Below are 14,609 nucleotides of genomic sequence, written 5' to 3' on the forward strand. Positions count from 1 at the left end.
GGCGTGCCCTCAGCGGTCTCCTGCCCATTTACCCGGTCCATCAGACCGCGGACATACTCTTCTGCAAAGGCAACCTCGTTCCAGTCGGGAAAGACAACCTCCCACACGTCGAAATGACCCGTGTCATCGCGCGACGCTTCAACGACCGCTACGGCCAGGTCTTCCCCGAACCTCAAGCGCTGCTTACCTCGAGCCCCGAAGTACCTGAACTCGACGGCAGAAAGATATCCAAGAGCTACGGAAACGCCATCACACTGTCGATGACCGCCGACGACACCGCAGCGGCAATCCGCAAGGCACCGACCGACTCACAACGCCGCATCACCTTCGACCCGATCAACCGCCCCGGGGTATCCGCACTGCTGACCACAGCAGCATTGTGCTCAGGTCGCGACGAGAATGACCTCGCCGACCAGATCGGCGACGCCGGCGCAGGCGCACTCAAAAAGCTCACCACCACGCTCGGGAACGACTTCCTCGCCCCTCACCGGCAACGCAGAAACGACCTCGCCCAAGACCCCCACCATGTCGCCGACGTCCTGCGCATCGGAAACCAGCGCGCGAACGAAATCGCCCAACAGACCCTCGAGGAAGTCCGAACCGCAATGGGCACCATCTACTGATCGACTCCTACCCATAGCGCACTCCAGTAGTTTGGACATTCACCGGGTTGCGACGATCCCTGGAATCCGCCATCGGGAGTGTCTGATCAACGGTGGATCCGACCTCGGTATCGGTTAATTACTGTTGAGGGTGATGCGTGCTTCGAAGGTGATAGCGAACGCGTTCAGCGCTGGCTTCCACCTCATCGCCCATCGCGCCTTACCTTTCCCAGTCGGGTCCAGAGCCCGAGTCGCCAGATACAAGCATTCGAGCGCCGCCTGCTCCGTCGGGAAGTGCCCACGAGCACGCACAGCACGCCGGTAACGAGCGTTGACGGACTCGATCGCATTGGTCGAGCAGATCACCCGCAGGATCTCTTTCGTCGTAATCCAAGAACGGAACGAACTCGGTCCAGGCGTTCTCCCACATCCGCACGATCGCTGGGTATCGCTCACCCCAAATTCCGCAGAATTCGATGAACCGTTCCTTCGCCGCGGACTCCGACGGAGCGGTGTAGACAGGTTTGAGATCACGGGCCATCTTGTCCCAGTACTGCCGTGCCGCGAACCGAAAGGTGTTGCGTATCAAATGAATGATGCAGGTCTGCACCACCGCGAGTTCCCAGACGGTGTTGATCGCATCCGGCAACCCTTTCAGGCCGTCGCACACCACGATGCACACGTCGGCGACCCCGCGGTTCTTGATTTCGGTGAGCACCGACAGCGAAGAACTTGGCGCCTTCGCCTCCGTCCCCGGCCCAAATCCCGAGGATGTCGCGTTCACCGTTCACGGTGACCCCGATCGCGACAAACATCGGCCGGTTGGTGACCTGACCGTCGCGGACTTTGACGTGCACCGCATCGATGAACATCACCGGATACACAAGATCGAGCGGCCGGTTCTGCCATTCGGTCATCTCGCCGACAACCTTGTCGGTGATGCGGGAGATGGTGTCCTTCGAGACCGTCGCACCATAGACGTCCTGAAAGTGCGCGGACACATCGCCGGTCGTCAACCCCTTTGCAGTAAGCGATAATACAATCTCGTCGATCCCCGTCAGGCGTCGTTGCCGCTTCTTGACGATCTGCGGCATGAACGAGGAATCGACATCCCGCGGGACATCGATCTCGACCGGCCCGATCTCGGTGAGCACGGTCTTCGATCGCGTGCCGTTGCGGGAACTGCCGCTACCTCGGCCGGCAGCATCGTGCCGTTCGTAGCCGAGGTGCTCGGTCATCTCCGCGTCTAGCGCGATTTCGAAAACGTTCTTGGTGAGCTGATTGAGCAGCCCGTTCGGGCTCATCAGCTCCACGCCCTGCTCCTTGGCTTGTGCCAAAAGTTGCTCGGCCAGCTGTTTCTGATCCTCCTCGTCCGCCATGGGATCCAGTTTTTCGGTCATGATCGATCCTTCCCACCAAGCTCAGCTCGGCGTGTCGAACCAAGACCGGATCAACCGTTTATCTGACAGTCCCCTCACTAGCGAGTAAGTCGTCAGAGCGATTCTTCGGGTTTGGGTGTGCGTTTTTGACCATCGCCATACCGGACAGCACGGAACGGGCTTCTGGGCGTGACTGACGTGGAGAAACTTAGCGAAAAGTTTCCAATTGGGTGTCCCGTCGGCGAACGTGGGTGTGAAGATCGGGTGTCGAGATGCAACACCGCCGGCAGAACACGGGATCCAGGTTGATCTTCTGGTGAAGGCGGGTGTGGATCGCGACCAGGCTTATGTCGATCATCGTGTCAGCGGCGGGCAGGCTCGTCGGCCAGGTTTGGATGATGCGATCAACGCGGCTCGGGCCGGCGACGTCCTTTGTGTGACGATGCCTCATTAACTGTCGCGCTCGGCGAAGGATCTGCATGAGCCGGTAGAACGGATCGCGGAGAAGGTGTATCGCTGTCAATTGACGGTCAGTTGTACGACCCGCGCGATCCGATGGGGAAGATGTTCATCGGCTTGCTGGGGATTGATGACGGAGTTTCGAGTCGGATCTGATTCGTGGCCGCACTCGTGACGCCCTGGCCGCCGCGACAGCTGCTGAGAAGAGAAAGGTGCGTCGGACAAGCTCACCGGCTGGAGAAAAAAGTCAGTCACGATCGGGTCTTTTCTTCCAGAGGCTCCCGGTCTGGAGCCTCACCGGTTGCCGCGGGTCGGGCTCCTTCGATGTGTGGGTCAGCTCGTTACGCCGCGTTAAGAATCTGAAAACTTGGTGAGCAAACCTTCCTTTCCCAGGTGAAGCGGCGGATTATCGAAGTGGCCGCGCATCTGGTTACCGCGCGGCATGTCGAGCGCGCCTGAAGGCACAACGGGCCGGGAGGTCACATGCTGCTACACCAATCGATAGGGTTGGAGCGCTTCAACGAACTACCGCGACAGAAGGCGGTTCACGCACTGTTCGAGTGCTGCTGCTCGCTGACGTGGGCCGGGTGGGTCAGCGAAGGACGTCCGTTTGCCGATCACGCGGAGATCCTCTCGCGAGCCGAGGACGCGATTCTCAACCTCTCGGACGAGGACGTCGAGCGCGCATTGCAGTGCCATCCACCCGTCGGCGTCCGCAAGAACAGCGTGCCGTCCCACCTCGAGCAATGCTCGATCTGGGTTCCGGACGACGCCGTCATGGCAACCATCTATCGCGCCGGCGAGGAGTACGAGCGCAACTTCGGCTTCCGGTATCTGTGGTGTTCGCACGGCCATGACGCCGACGACCTCCTCGAGAACATCAGCCAGCGCATGTCCAACGAACGGTCCGTCGAGCGCAAGGTCTGCATCGACGAGCTCGCCAAGATCACGCGGACGAGGATCGAGCGGATGCTGGGACCCGAAGACGGATATCCCGAGTACTGAAAAGAAAAGCGGGTGCGGCGCTTTCGCGCCGCACCCGCTTTCATGCTCTGAATCGATCAGAGGTCGAACTCGGCCGGAGAGATTCCGACTGCAAAACACATGTCGCGTACGACGCCGCGCTCGTGCTCGTCGAAGTTGCCGTCGGCGCCGCCGATGATGATGCCGATCTGGATGACCGCGCGAGCCTGATCCTGCTTCGACTTGAGCTTCGCGATGGTCGCGGTTGCCTCGACCTTGCCGAACTCGTAGTCCGAGGACAGCTTGCTGCAGTACCAGTCGAACTGCTCACGAAGCTCGTCCGGCGGGAAGACCGCGAGCGACTCGTTGCTCATGATCAACGCGGCGGTCTTCTGACGCTCCGACGGATCGATCGAACCGTCTGCGGCGGCGATCAACGCGCACATTGCCATGCTCGCGTTCTTGAATTCCTTGTTCTGGAACTGGCTGGTCTTTGTCTTGAGCTGGCCGTTCATCTCCTGAGCCTTAGCCTTCAACTGATCCCAGAATGCCATGAGTCTCCTCGAGTATTGCCGCCACACACCGCGCGTGGTCGTACCACCACTCTGCCTGTGCGCTCGGCAATTCGCCATCGGCCGCTAGGTGCGGTCGAACACTGCCAGGATTCGCGACTCGGAGATCGGGTCGAGCACGTCCGGAGTGAAGTGCCATTGCGTGCGGGTCCACGGGTCGTGAACCTCCGTCTGCCCTGCTGCCGAAAGATGTTGACACCCCTCGGACAGCGCGGCGACGGATTCTTCCGCGAAATTCGACTCGTCCTCTCCGACAATCAGTATCGACAAACCGATTGCCGGTCCGCGTTCGGCGAGGAACATGATGGTCTGTGCGTCTTCGGCGGAGTATCCGTGCGGGAAATCGCTCAGGATCAACAGGCGCAGGGAACTCGGGCCATCTGCGACGCCACTCATTCGCGCGAGTTCGCCCATGTCGACGGCCTCGGCCAGTGCCCGCAAGCGCGCCGAGATCTCGGTGTGAGCGGTGATGACCGGGCCCGCGAGCATCGGTGCCAGTCTGTCGGTCAGTGGCGTGAGCGAGCCGGTCAGATCTACGACGTCGAGTAGCGGCATCGGGCCGGCGGCCATGACGCGCACGGTGACGGCACTGATCAGACCGAGCGCTGCTTTGCTCGACGTACTGTCCACCCAGATGGGCCGACGCAACGGGAGCGGCACGCAGTACGGAACGGTGAGCGTGCCGCGGTCCGGAGCCGAAAGCTCGCCCAGACGCATTCCGTCGCTGACGGCCGTGATCTGAGCCGGATCAGTTGTACCCGCCCACGACACCGACTTCCATGACGCCATCGACCGTGGGAGCACGCCGTCGATCACGCCGAGTTCGTGTGCAAGCTGGGCGCTGTCACGGGCGTGGTTGTCCCGCGCGAGTGAGACGAGGTCGTCGTGACGCTTCTGTGCGGCGTCGCGCGCCGCCACTCCCGCTGCCGAGTTCCGCAACGACGGATCTGCGACGGCAGCGGTCAGATCTTCGTCCAACCGAGCAAGCGCGTACTCGCTGCTGGAGACGAAGGAAGCGGCAGATCGTGAGGCGTCCTCGAAGATCATCCACGCGCGCTCGAGACCTCGCCCTACCTCCAACGGCTCCACCGCGGAGTCCCACGCGGGTGCGGCTGTCGGAGCTTGTTGTGCCGGCTCGTCGTCCACCTCGACGCCGTGCACCGAGATCAGTTCCGCCAGACCACCCGCATAGCCCTGCCCGACGGCCCGGATCTTCCAGGCACCGGACTTTCGGTACAGCTCCCAGCAGATGACCGCTGTCTCGGTACCTGCGGTGGGGATCGCGAATTCGGCCAGGACCGAACCGGATTGATCGCTCAGGGTGGCGGAGAGCCCGGCCGTGCGAAAGGCTCCCGCGGCCGTCGCTGCCGGATCCACGCTGACGATGCACAACACTGCTGCGGCATCGGGGTGAAGTCGATCGAGTTCCACCCGGATGCCGCTCTGGTCGAGTTGCACTCCAGCGGTGGACGGTTGGTTGTAGAACACGAAGTCCGCGGACGTCAATGCCCGCAGGTTCGCGTCCGCTACCAGCGCCGACACGTCGAACGGCGTCTGGCTCTCGGCTCGAAACGTCACCACGGGCGCCTGCAGCGGCGCGTTCTGTCCGGGAACAAAAGTCATACCCACAGCAGCGAACTATGCCATGACCGGGCTCTCTCGGTCAGCCTTGCAGGTCCGCCACCACTAGATCGGCCACCGCGGTCATCCCGGCGTCCGTGAAGTGCAAGCGCTGCGCCGTCGACTCCGAGAACAGGCCTTCGAACCAACGCTGATCTGCACTCGCACACGCGTCGTGCCCGCCGGCGATGCTCGCCGCCGCAATGTCGACAGTGCGCACACCGTGGGCGTGGGCGACCTCGTCGAACTTCGTGTTGTAGCGAGCGAAGTAGTCCATGAACCAGGATGCGTCGGCGTCTGAGAACGGGATGTTCGGCCAGCATCCGCGAGAGGAGATCATGCCGCCCTCTCCGATCAGGTAGATGCGAGCGTTAGGCGCGCGCTGCGTGACCGCGGTCAGGATGCGATCCAATTCTCCGGCAGCCCGGTCGATTCCGGACTGGGCGACGGAATTCGCGAGCGGGTCGTACCGGCATCCACGATCAGTTCCCGGTCCCGGAGCGACGCACAGGGGGCCGAGGAAGATGCTGTTGGAGTCGTTGCCGCCGATCGAGATGGTGATCAGGTCGGTGTCCGGGTGAACAGCATCGAGCTGGACGGGCCAGTAGTTCGGAATCAGCTGTGGGGTGTCGATGATGTTCTCGGCGCGTGCCGCGCTGCAAGAGACATCAGCGAACTCGGTCACGTCGAGCGCCCGCGAGATCTTGCCCGCGAAGTTCTCGTACGAACGCGAGCAGGCGTCGGGGTACATCGGTTCCAGCCTTGGACCGGAGGCGCGGGAGTCACCGAGGGCGACGTACTTGATCCCGGTCTCGGAAAAACCTGCCGGCGGTGCCGACTGGGGCACCGAAGCCTGCGCAATTCCGGTGCTCACGAGCGCCAGTACAACGCCTGCAACGGCCGCCGCCCGACCGAGAAGTTTCCCTCGAGTGATCATCTACTGTGCCAAGTCCTCTCGCGCACGGCCGCTCGACTGACGGCTCGACATGCCGCATGAGGTTAACGCACGGAGGGGACAACGATGTCCGGTTCGGCGGACGGCGATCGAAACCACCTACCGCCGAACCGGATTCATCTCGACTATGCAGTCTCGACTCAAGCAGTGAGGAAACGGCCCAGCTGCGGCGCAGCTTCTCCTGCGTGTTTGGCCTGGATACCTTCACCGATGGCCTGCAGCTTCCATTCGCCGTTCGCGCGGTACACCTTTGCCATCACCATTCCGGTGAAAGCCATGCCGCCCTGGAGCGTGTATCGAGCGAGCTCGGAGTTGGTGGTGCTGTCCACGAGACGGCAGAAAGCGTTGGAGACCTGCTCGAACGTGTGTCCGCGGTACGAGGTCACCGTGAAGATCACGGTGGTCACGTGAGCCGGGACCCGCTGCAGATCGACGAGCATGACCTCGTCGTCGCCGTCTCCGTCGCCGGTGAGGTTGTCACCCATGTGACGGACCGAGCCGTCCTTGGACGTCAGCTGACCGTAGTAGCAGACGTCGACGAGGTTGCCGTCGGCGTACAGGAGTGCCGAAGCGTCGAGGTCGACGTCGGCGGTACGGCTTCCGAACAGACCGCTCTTCTTGATCGGATCCCAACCCAGACCCATCTGGATCATGGTGAGCGCGACGCCGCCCTCCTTGCGGAGCGTGACCTTCTGGCCCTTGGTCAGGCTGACGGGGCGCCCCTTGACCAGGCTCACCTCGGGCTGCTGCGCCGGCGGCTGGTTCTGCACGGGAGGCGCCGGGGGTGCCTGGTTGTACGTCGGCTGCTGGTTGTACGCAGGCTGCTGCGCCGGCGGGTAGGCCGGCGGCGTCGGTCCCTGGTTGTAGGCGGGCGGCTGGTTGTATGCGGGCGGGGCCGGCGGAACCGGCGGCGCGTTGTACGAAGGCTGCTGCTGCGGCGGCTGGTTGTACGCCGGCGGAGTAGGAGCGACGGACGAGGGCGGCGTGATCGGAGCCGGAGCCGCGACCGGAGTGGGCGGCGGCGGCGCGGGCGCATCGTCGACGGACACACCGTGATCGGTGACCAGCGCGGCAAATCCACCCGCGTACCCCTGGCCGACGGCGCGCACCTTCCACGCACCCTGGCGTCGGTACACCTCGAGCGCGATGACGATGGACTCGGTGGTGAGACCGTCGATCACGTACTCGTACAACACGTTCCCGGCCGCGTCGGAGACCCGAGCGGTGGGTGCAGCGCTGCGCCCGAAGTTCGACGAAGCGTCGTCGAGCGTGATGACGGCGCGAACCTGCTCGATATCGGCAGGGACGCCGGCGAGCGAGACTCGGAGTGAGGCAATGCCACCCGGGTTGGGCACCAATTGCACGCCGGGTCCGGTCGGCTGGTTGAAGAAGACGAAGTCGGCGTCGGAACGAACTTTTCCGTTGCTCGTCACGAGGAGTGCAGACAGGTCAGCGGCTGCAGCCAGCTGAACCGACACAACTACATCCGAGACGTCCAGCGGGCCGTTCTGCCCTTTGGCAAGCGATACAGACAACTAAATCCCCTTCATAGAGAGCGTGTATTACCCGAGCGCGGAAGAGAACCACCGCAATATCTCCGCGCTCGCTGCGATACCGGACCTTTCTGTCACAGTAACGGTCGGCCGTTGCCAATTCAGTTCTTCCAGCTCACCGTGCCTCGGCCGGATCGCGAAATCGGAGTATTCGAGCATGTCCGCATCCAATGCGCCGTCACCTGCCGAGATCACGACTGCGGATTGATCCAGATCACCCGACTCGACCAGTCTGCGGCGCACCTCTGCCAGTGCGCGTGACTTCGACACGGCGTCGGGCATCGTGTAGATCTTCCGGCCTTGACGCGAAACGTTCCAGCCCCGCGTCACGCACCAGTGATTCCATTCGGTTTCGAATTCACTCGGCATCACGGCCAGATCGACGACCAGGTACGGAAACAGGTCGTCGGCAACACGAATGGAACTGACCCAGCTCGAGTCGATCCGCGATTCCAGTTCCGCCTGAACCTGCGGCAACTCGGCGCCGGACTTGCTGGTCGAACGGTCGATCTCGTTTCGCCACTCGCGATCGGCTTCGCCGTCCACCAGGATGTTTCCGCCGTTGCTCGTGATCGCGTACTTCCACGGTCCGCCGGGAAGATCGATCCGCTGGAACTGCGCAATGGTCCTGGTGGTTGTCGGAATCACCGGAACCCGCGAGCTCAGCGCAATCAGCAGTTCGATCGATTCGACGCTCATGTGTGAGAGCGGACCGCCGTTGTAGTACTCGACGCACAACGGGCTCGGCGCCGAATCCAGGTCGGAGCCACTGGGATCGCCGCCGATCGCGGCCTGCGAATAGATCATCGTGCGGTCCAGATCCGTGGCGATCAGGACCTGGGACGCAGCGGTGTCCGCACGGCTCACGTGATGTCCTTGATCAGCCCGACACACGAGTAGGCGAGGTCGGGTACCACCTCGACCGGAACCCCGCGGGCCTGCGCCAACAACCGGATGTGTGCATGCTCCGGGGCGTCGAGTTCACGCACCAGAACCTTCCAGGGGAGCCGGCGCAGCAACACCCTGGTTGTTTCTCCGACACCTGGTTTGACGAAGTTGACCGTCGAGATCCCGTACTCGGCTTGCACCTTCTCCACCGACTCCCAGCCGGCCCAGGTCGGCGTCCGATCGGAATCGAGCACTGCAGCAAGAGAATCCGCTGCGTCGCCGCGAACGGAGTCGAACTCGGCCGAGACCACGTCGAGCAACCTGTTGGAGACGTCGACGTCGGCGAGGTCGGCGTAGAACTTGGCGCCGTGGAAATCGCCGGGCCCGATAAGGGTGTCGTTGAGGACTGTTCGTGAGACCAAGCCGGACACCGTCGAATTGAGGCATGCCGACGCGATCAGGAAGTCGTCGCGGGTTCCGTACGTTCGCACGCAGTGCCCGGGGTCGGCGAGAACAGCCAGATCGGAGTCGAACTTGGCTCCACCCGCCTCGTGGTACTCCGTCAACGCTGTGTCGAGTTCGCGGGCGATAGCGCCCTTACCTGTCCAGCCGTCGACGAAGACGACGTTCTCCGAGTCGTGATGGTGCGCAAGATAATCGAGTGCGACGGAATCGATACCCTTGCCGCGGACGATAGACACTGCATAGTGCGGCAACGTGAGCCCGCGGGTCTGCTGGGCCCAGCGCCGCATCAGAATCCCGATCGGTGTTCCGGCCCGGGCGAGTGAGACCAGCGTGATGTCACTCCCCCGCTCGGCCAAGACCAAGTCCATCACGGTCCCGACAGCGCGCGCCAACCGTGGAGCGCTCTCGGCGAGCACCGTCTCGAAAAGATCCCGGTATGCCTGATCGGGTTGGTACTCGATGGGAAGAGACTCGGCATAGTGCGCCTCACCCGATTGAATACGCTTCTCGCGCACGGATACATCCGCTTCGAGATCCACGTGCGAAAGATCCTTGAGCAGCCACTTCACTTCGCCCGGCGCGTACGAACCGAATTCGGGCCCGACCAATGGTTCGTTCATGACGAGCCTCCTGCTCTGGATTCTCGCAGCGCCGACGGATCGGCCCCGCGAACGGTGGCGACCAGGACGTCGGTGCCGGAGTTCCGTAACACCTCGATCACCCCGTCCATCGCCGTCAACCGATCGGTATCGGCGGGCTCGTCCACCACGAGCAAGGCAAGGGCGTCGACCGCCGCGTCAGGCCACTGCGCGTTGTAGACGTATCGAGGTTCGTTCTCGCCCAGTTCCGGTGCCGGAAAGGTGAACCCGCGACGCAGCGGGTATCCCGGCACGTCGACGACGTAGGCGGGTGAACGCGTCGTGGTCTGGTAACGAACTGCTCGCCCAGAGCTTTCCAAGCCCGCAGCGATGCGCAGTGGCAGGTACATCAACTCCTCGTGACCGATCACGATCACAGCACGCGACGCGTCGATCGACGATCCGAGAATGGACACCGCTGCCTCGACGGCGGACTCGAATGCCGCGGTGTCGCCATCGAGAAAACCGTGCCGGCCTCCGTCGGGGACTTGCGCAGGCCATGGCAGATCCATCCGAGACAGCGTGCCGCGGCGATCACCGATCGGGTTGAGATCCGGAGCATTCAGCGCCGTGACGCGCTCGGTCAGGCCGTCGGGCAGAACCGTCGAACCCGAAGCAAGAGAGACGTAATCGATCCGCACACCCAGTTCCGTGGCCGCGGCTTCGCTGGCGGCTCGGTGTTCCTCGGTTCTCATGTCCACCAGCGAGGCCACGACATAGCGGCTGCGCGGGCATTGCCCGTGCAGTGCCCGGATGGCATCGATCGCGGTGGCGCCGGTGGAGATCTCGTCGTCGACGAGGACCAGTGGCAGGTCGTTCTCGAACAGTTCGGCGGACGTCGGCTGCATCAGATGGCTCGTGGCGTGCGAGTGCCCCTCCTCGAATCCGGCGAGCGTCGCGGCACCTGGTACGTCGCGACGAGTCGAGTGCAGGTAGCAGTGAGCGCGCAGACGGGCCGCAACGCAATGACCCAAACCTGTTGCGGTTTCGGCAAACCCGAGCACGACGACGTCGACACCCTCACCGAGGGTTGTCCGCACCAGATCGCCGAGGTCGTCGGCAGCACCGATGACCACGGACGGCTCGGTGGGCACGTGCTTTCCCAGCACAGTGGACACCAGCAGGTGAGCGCGACGCGGATTCCGCCGAAGACCCGGGATCACCAGATCGGGCACCGAATGCCCGAGCGACGAATCACCGTGAACGAGGTCCAAGCCGAATTCTGCTGTAGCCCAGGGAACGTCCCGGGACTGGACAACCTCTGTCATCGATCGACCAACGCCGTCAGCAACTCGACGAACGTGATGCCCTTGTTGGTCACACCGAACACGTGAGCGCGGAGCGCAGTCTGATGGGCCCAATTGCGGTGCGGCTTCATCTCGTTCATCTTGTTCCGGTAGCCGGAGGCCTGCACTCCCCCGGCGTCGGCACCGAGAATGTCGAGGGCATCGTGGTACTCCTCGTGCGTGACCGCGGAGAGAGCATTGACCGCCGCGACGTGCGACGGGTGGATGACCGTCTTGCCCTGGATTCCATTGGCTCGGTCCAGCGCGATCTCACGGAGCAGGCCGTCGAGGTCGCGGCTGACGAGATGCTGACGGAACCGGACGGCGTCGTGTTCCTCGAACGGGGTGGCGCGCAGCATCGGCCGGAACATGCGTTCGTGATCGGCGAAGTACTCCCACACCGGCCCGGTGATGACAAAACCCGAACCGTCGGCGCGGCCGAGGTAGTTGACGATGTCGGCGATGACGTCGACCACCACGCGCACGTCGTAGATGGTCAGATCGCGGTCACGACGGATGCCGAAGGTGCTGCACATGTCGGTGGCGCCGATGCGGACGGCAAGGATGCGCTCGCGGTGTTGCGCGAGAATCCCACTGATGGTGCGCAATTCGAGATCACGTGTATCGCGGTGAACCAGCGCGGGTGATTCGAGTACCGGCATCGCGTAGAGATGCTTACCCAGCAGCTCGGATGCGTCCGCGACGGCGTCGAGAAACACGGGGCCGGACTCGCTGCCGAACTTCGGGATGACGAACCCGGTGAGCGCGGCGCGCCCCTCGGTCAACGACGCGGCGACCTTGTGGATGTCCGCGACTTCACGAACCCGCACGAACAGCAGCATGCCGACGGCGTCGGTGGACGCGATCTTGTCGAGAGCGTCAACCGCGTTCGCTCGCGCTGACTCCACCTCGTGATCCGCGACGGCGTCCTCGAGATCGAGCACCATCGAGCTGACGCCCTCGGACGCACGCTTGACCACGATGTCGGCCAACCCAGCTCGGGTGGCAGGAACGTAGAGAGTTGCACCCAGAGCAATCGCGAGCAGATCCCTCTCGTCGGAATCCGCGAACGATCGAGGCGCATGCAGGAACAGTTGCTCCCGCACGTCGTCCTCGAGATGTTGAAAGTGCTGCATTTCTCTTCTCTCTGTAACCGCAATCAAGTCCATGAAACGACCCCCTGTGACAACGCGTCGAGCAACTCCGATCCCCCGATCGGCCCGACCATTCAGTTTTTGCCGGCTCGCGCCCGCATCTTCTCGACAACTTCGGTGATGAACGTCGATACCGAGTCCAGCTGTAATACATACGACCAGTAGTCCGGATGAGTTCCCGACAGTGACGCACTCGCTCGCTCGATCCTTGCTAGTTGAGCATCGAGTACGGAGCCCCACTCCGCCACCAACCCTTGGTTAACAGCGAACATCTGGGCGTCTTTCAGCCGGAAACGAACCTCACGTTCCTTTTGACTCGGATCTGCCCGAACTGCACGCAGAGTAGCGAGACGGTCCGTCACGGCGTCGGCACACGCTTCGGCGTCGGCGAGGTGCACGCGGGCTTCGGCCATCAAAGCGAGTGCATGTTCGGGGTTTCCCGCAGCCAGCGACTGCTTCGCTTCCTTGAGATCGATGTCGGCCTGATCGATATGCGCTCGACTGCGACTGCTGTTGTCGACGAGGTCAGCGGAACTCGCGGCGTTGAACTCGCGCAGCAGTGCGGAGTACGCCGGGTCGAGGCGGTCCACTCGAGTGCGCACTGCCGACAACCTGGTCGAGACCGAGGAGATCGTCATCTCGGCACGGTGCTGGGTCGACGGGGCTTCTGCCAATGCTTCCTCGAGCGCCGATACCGCTTCGCGGACACTCTCGGCCCGCGTGCGGACTGCGTCGGCGCGACCGGATGAGCGCGCGTTGTCGAGCGCTGCAACCGCGTCGTCGAGGTGTTCGGAGGCCGTCACCACCGACGGGTACTCGCGATAGCGCTGATCGGTGGCAGCCAGTTTTTCCCGGACGGCGTTTGCCAGGGTTCGGGCCTGTTGGCCGAGGACGGGAATGGCGGACATCGTGACCGTCGCCTGCTCGAGGTGCGCACGATGCCCGTTGTAGAAGGCGTCGACGCCCTTTGCCGCCTCGACGAGTTCGGCTACCGACTTTTCGAACGCCGCCCGAGCACCGTTCGGGTTCTGGTGGAGTACCTGATCGTTGCCATAGCGCTCGGATGTGTCGAGGTAATCCGACGCAGCCTGGAAGCACCGATCCCGAACGGGTTCCCACGCAGCGCGCAGCCCTCGCTCGGGGTACAGCTCGGCGGAAGCGTCGACTGCTGCCGACGCGATGGTCTGCCGCTTGTCCATGTCGAGGAACGCCGAAACCATGGCCGTCTGCGCCTCCCGCGCACGACTGACCGACTCCCCCACTCTTGCCCCCCGATTGAAGCGCTCCGACCATCTTCCCACCACGATTGAATCCTACGGGTCCAGCACTTCGCTTCTCGGTTCGTAATTCTGCTGTTACGGCGAACACACCGGAACTGCGGTTAGGGTGGTGGAGGTAAACACACTCCCAAGACGACTTCGCGTCGTAGTGGGCCTTGTCTCTCCTCTTGAAAGGACCCCTGAATGGGCGTCAGCTTGACCAAAGGCGGCAATGTCTCTCTCACGAAGGAGGCCCCGAACCTGACTGCAGTGGTCGTCGGCCTGGGCTGGGACGCACGTTCCACCACCGGAGCTGCTTTCGACCTCGACGCCAGCGCAATCGGCGCAGGCTCGAACAAGAAGGTCCTCTCCGACCAGCACTTCATCTTCTTCAACAACCTCCGTTCGCCCGACGGCTCGATCGAGCACAAGGGTGACAACACGGACGGCGAAGGCGAAGGCGACGACGAGCAGATCGACGTGAACCTCGCAGCGGTTCCCGCCGAGGTCGAGAGCGTTGTCTTCCCCGTCTCGATCTACGACGCAGAAGCTCGCTCGCAGTCCTTCGGCCAGGTCCGCAACGCGTACATCCGCGTCGTCGACAAGTCGAACGGCAACGAGCTCGCTCGTTACGACCTCTCCGAGGACGCTTCCACCGAGACCGCCATGGTCTTCGGTGAGCTGTACCGCAACGGTGCAGAGTGGAAGTTCCGCGCAATCGGCCAGGGCTACGCGTCCGGCCTCGCGGGCATCGCGCGCGATTACGGCGTCAACGTCTGATCTTCGCTCTCGACGAGCTGACTCGGGGAAGGTTCC

Annotated in this window: 13 protein-coding genes and 1 pseudogene; 4 read left to right on the top strand and 10 right to left on the bottom strand. The window is 63.1% G+C overall.

The genetic code is table 11. From position 1 onward, the window contains the following. The first annotated feature begins 26 nt into the window (after nt 1–26). Nucleotides 27–623, top strand: a complete 597-nt coding sequence (locus H351_RS00010) for a tryptophan--tRNA ligase (RefSeq protein WP_276328051.1) — start codon at nt 27–29, stop codon at nt 621–623. A 114-nt stretch (nt 624–737) separates the two neighbouring features. On the opposite strand, the pseudogene H351_RS00015 reads toward H351_RS00010, so the two are convergent. Further along, nucleotides 738–1,981, bottom strand: a pseudogene (locus tag H351_RS00015) (IS256 family transposase). Between the two features lie 328 nt (nt 1,982–2,309). On the opposite strand from H351_RS00015, the gene H351_RS32445 reads away from it, so the two are divergent. Both H351_RS32445 and H351_RS00025 read left to right on the top strand, forming a co-directional pair. After that, a complete protein-coding gene (locus H351_RS32445; protein WP_244891507.1) occupies nt 2,310–2,435 on the top strand; it encodes a recombinase family protein in 126 nt (41 codons plus the stop codon). A gap of 488 nt (nt 2,436–2,923) precedes the next feature. Then, a complete protein-coding gene (locus H351_RS00025; protein WP_029254395.1) occupies nt 2,924–3,445 on the top strand; it encodes a 2-oxo-4-hydroxy-4-carboxy-5-ureidoimidazoline decarboxylase in 522 nt (173 codons plus the stop codon). 56 nt (nt 3,446–3,501) lie between these two features. On the opposite strand, the gene H351_RS00030 is transcribed toward H351_RS00025, so the two are convergent. The 9 genes from H351_RS00030 to H351_RS00070 all read right to left on the bottom strand — a co-directional run bounded on the left by H351_RS00030 (nt 3,502) and on the right by H351_RS00070 (nt 13,754). After that, nucleotides 3,502–3,957, bottom strand: a complete 456-nt coding sequence (locus H351_RS00030; protein ID WP_003941110.1) for a tellurite resistance TerB family protein — start codon at nt 3,955–3,957, stop codon at nt 3,502–3,504. An 84-nt stretch (nt 3,958–4,041) separates the two neighbouring features. Continuing rightward, a complete protein-coding gene (locus H351_RS00035; RefSeq protein ID WP_051636446.1) occupies nt 4,042–5,598 on the bottom strand; it encodes a TerD family protein in 1,557 nt (518 codons plus the stop codon). Between the two features lie 40 nt (nt 5,599–5,638). Continuing rightward, nucleotides 5,639–6,532, bottom strand: coding sequence for an SGNH/GDSL hydrolase family protein (locus tag H351_RS00040; protein WP_029254393.1), 894 nt, complete (start codon nt 6,530–6,532; stop codon nt 5,639–5,641). A gap of 158 nt (nt 6,533–6,690) precedes the next feature. Further along, the gene (locus tag H351_RS00045; protein WP_019746739.1) at nt 6,691–8,085 is read right to left on the bottom strand and encodes a TerD family protein; all 1,395 of its coding nucleotides are present in this window, start codon (nt 8,083–8,085) and stop codon (nt 6,691–6,693) included. Between the two features lie 27 nt (nt 8,086–8,112). Continuing rightward, a complete protein-coding gene (locus H351_RS00050) occupies nt 8,113–8,970 on the bottom strand; it encodes a hypothetical protein (protein ID WP_029254392.1) in 858 nt (285 codons plus the stop codon). After that, a complete protein-coding gene (locus H351_RS00055) occupies nt 8,967–10,076 on the bottom strand; it encodes a cysteine protease StiP family protein (protein ID WP_020906052.1) in 1,110 nt (369 codons plus the stop codon). The genes H351_RS00050 and H351_RS00055 overlap by 4 nt, the downstream gene beginning before the upstream one ends. Beyond that, nucleotides 10,073–11,362 (bottom strand): phosphoribosyltransferase family protein, encoded by a 1,290-nt coding sequence (locus H351_RS00060; protein ID WP_029254391.1) that lies wholly within the window; start codon nt 11,360–11,362, stop codon nt 10,073–10,075. Before H351_RS00060 ends, H351_RS00055 begins: the two co-directional genes overlap by 4 nt. After that, on the bottom strand, nt 11,359–12,516 hold the full coding sequence (locus H351_RS00065) for an HpcH/HpaI aldolase/citrate lyase family protein (RefSeq protein WP_021342746.1): 1,158 nt from the start codon (nt 12,514–12,516) through the stop codon (nt 11,359–11,361). Before H351_RS00065 ends, H351_RS00060 begins: the two co-directional genes overlap by 4 nt. 92 nt (nt 12,517–12,608) lie before the next feature. Then, nucleotides 12,609–13,754, bottom strand: a complete 1,146-nt coding sequence (locus H351_RS00070) for a hypothetical protein (RefSeq protein ID WP_007727045.1) — start codon at nt 13,752–13,754, stop codon at nt 12,609–12,611. 243 nt (nt 13,755–13,997) lie between these two features. On the opposite strand from H351_RS00070, the gene H351_RS00075 reads away from it, so the two are divergent. Beyond that, nucleotides 13,998–14,573 carry a TerD family protein gene (locus H351_RS00075; protein WP_003941199.1) on the top strand — a complete coding sequence of 192 codons (576 nt, stop codon included), beginning with the start codon at nt 13,998–14,000 and terminating at the stop codon, nt 14,571–14,573. Nucleotides 14,574–14,609: the final 36 nt, after the last annotated feature.

The organism is Rhodococcus erythropolis R138, from assembly GCF_000696675.2.
GTDB lineage: Bacteria > Actinomycetota > Actinomycetes > Mycobacteriales > Mycobacteriaceae > Rhodococcus_F > Rhodococcus_F erythropolis.

What these genes read in the sequence shown, in the direction of transcription:
- H351_RS00025 (WP_029254395.1), top strand. Translation starts at nt 2,924, where the DNA reads ATGCTGCTACACCAATCGATAGGGTTGGAGCGCTTCAACGAACTACCG.
- H351_RS00030 (WP_003941110.1), bottom strand. Translation starts at nt 3,957, where the DNA reads ATGGCATTCTGGGATCAGTTGAAGGCTAAGGCTCAGGAGATGAACGGC.
- H351_RS00035 (WP_051636446.1), bottom strand. Translation starts at nt 5,598, where the DNA reads ATGACTTTTGTTCCCGGACAGAACGCGCCGCTGCAGGCGCCCGTGGTG.
- H351_RS00040 (WP_029254393.1), bottom strand. Translation starts at nt 6,532, where the DNA reads ATGATCACTCGAGGGAAACTTCTCGGTCGGGCGGCGGCCGTTGCAGGC.
- H351_RS00055 (WP_020906052.1), bottom strand. Translation starts at nt 10,076, where the DNA reads ATGAACGAACCATTGGTCGGGCCCGAATTCGGTTCGTACGCGCCGGGC.
- H351_RS00060 (WP_029254391.1), bottom strand. Translation starts at nt 11,362, where the DNA reads ATGACAGAGGTTGTCCAGTCCCGGGACGTTCCCTGGGCTACAGCAGAA.
- H351_RS00065 (WP_021342746.1), bottom strand. Translation starts at nt 12,516, where the DNA reads ATGCAGCACTTTCAACATCTCGAGGACGACGTGCGGGAGCAACTGTTC.
- H351_RS00070 (WP_007727045.1), bottom strand. Translation starts at nt 13,754, where the DNA reads ATGGTTTCGGCGTTCCTCGACATGGACAAGCGGCAGACCATCGCGTCG.
- H351_RS00075 (WP_003941199.1), top strand. Translation starts at nt 13,998, where the DNA reads ATGGGCGTCAGCTTGACCAAAGGCGGCAATGTCTCTCTCACGAAGGAG.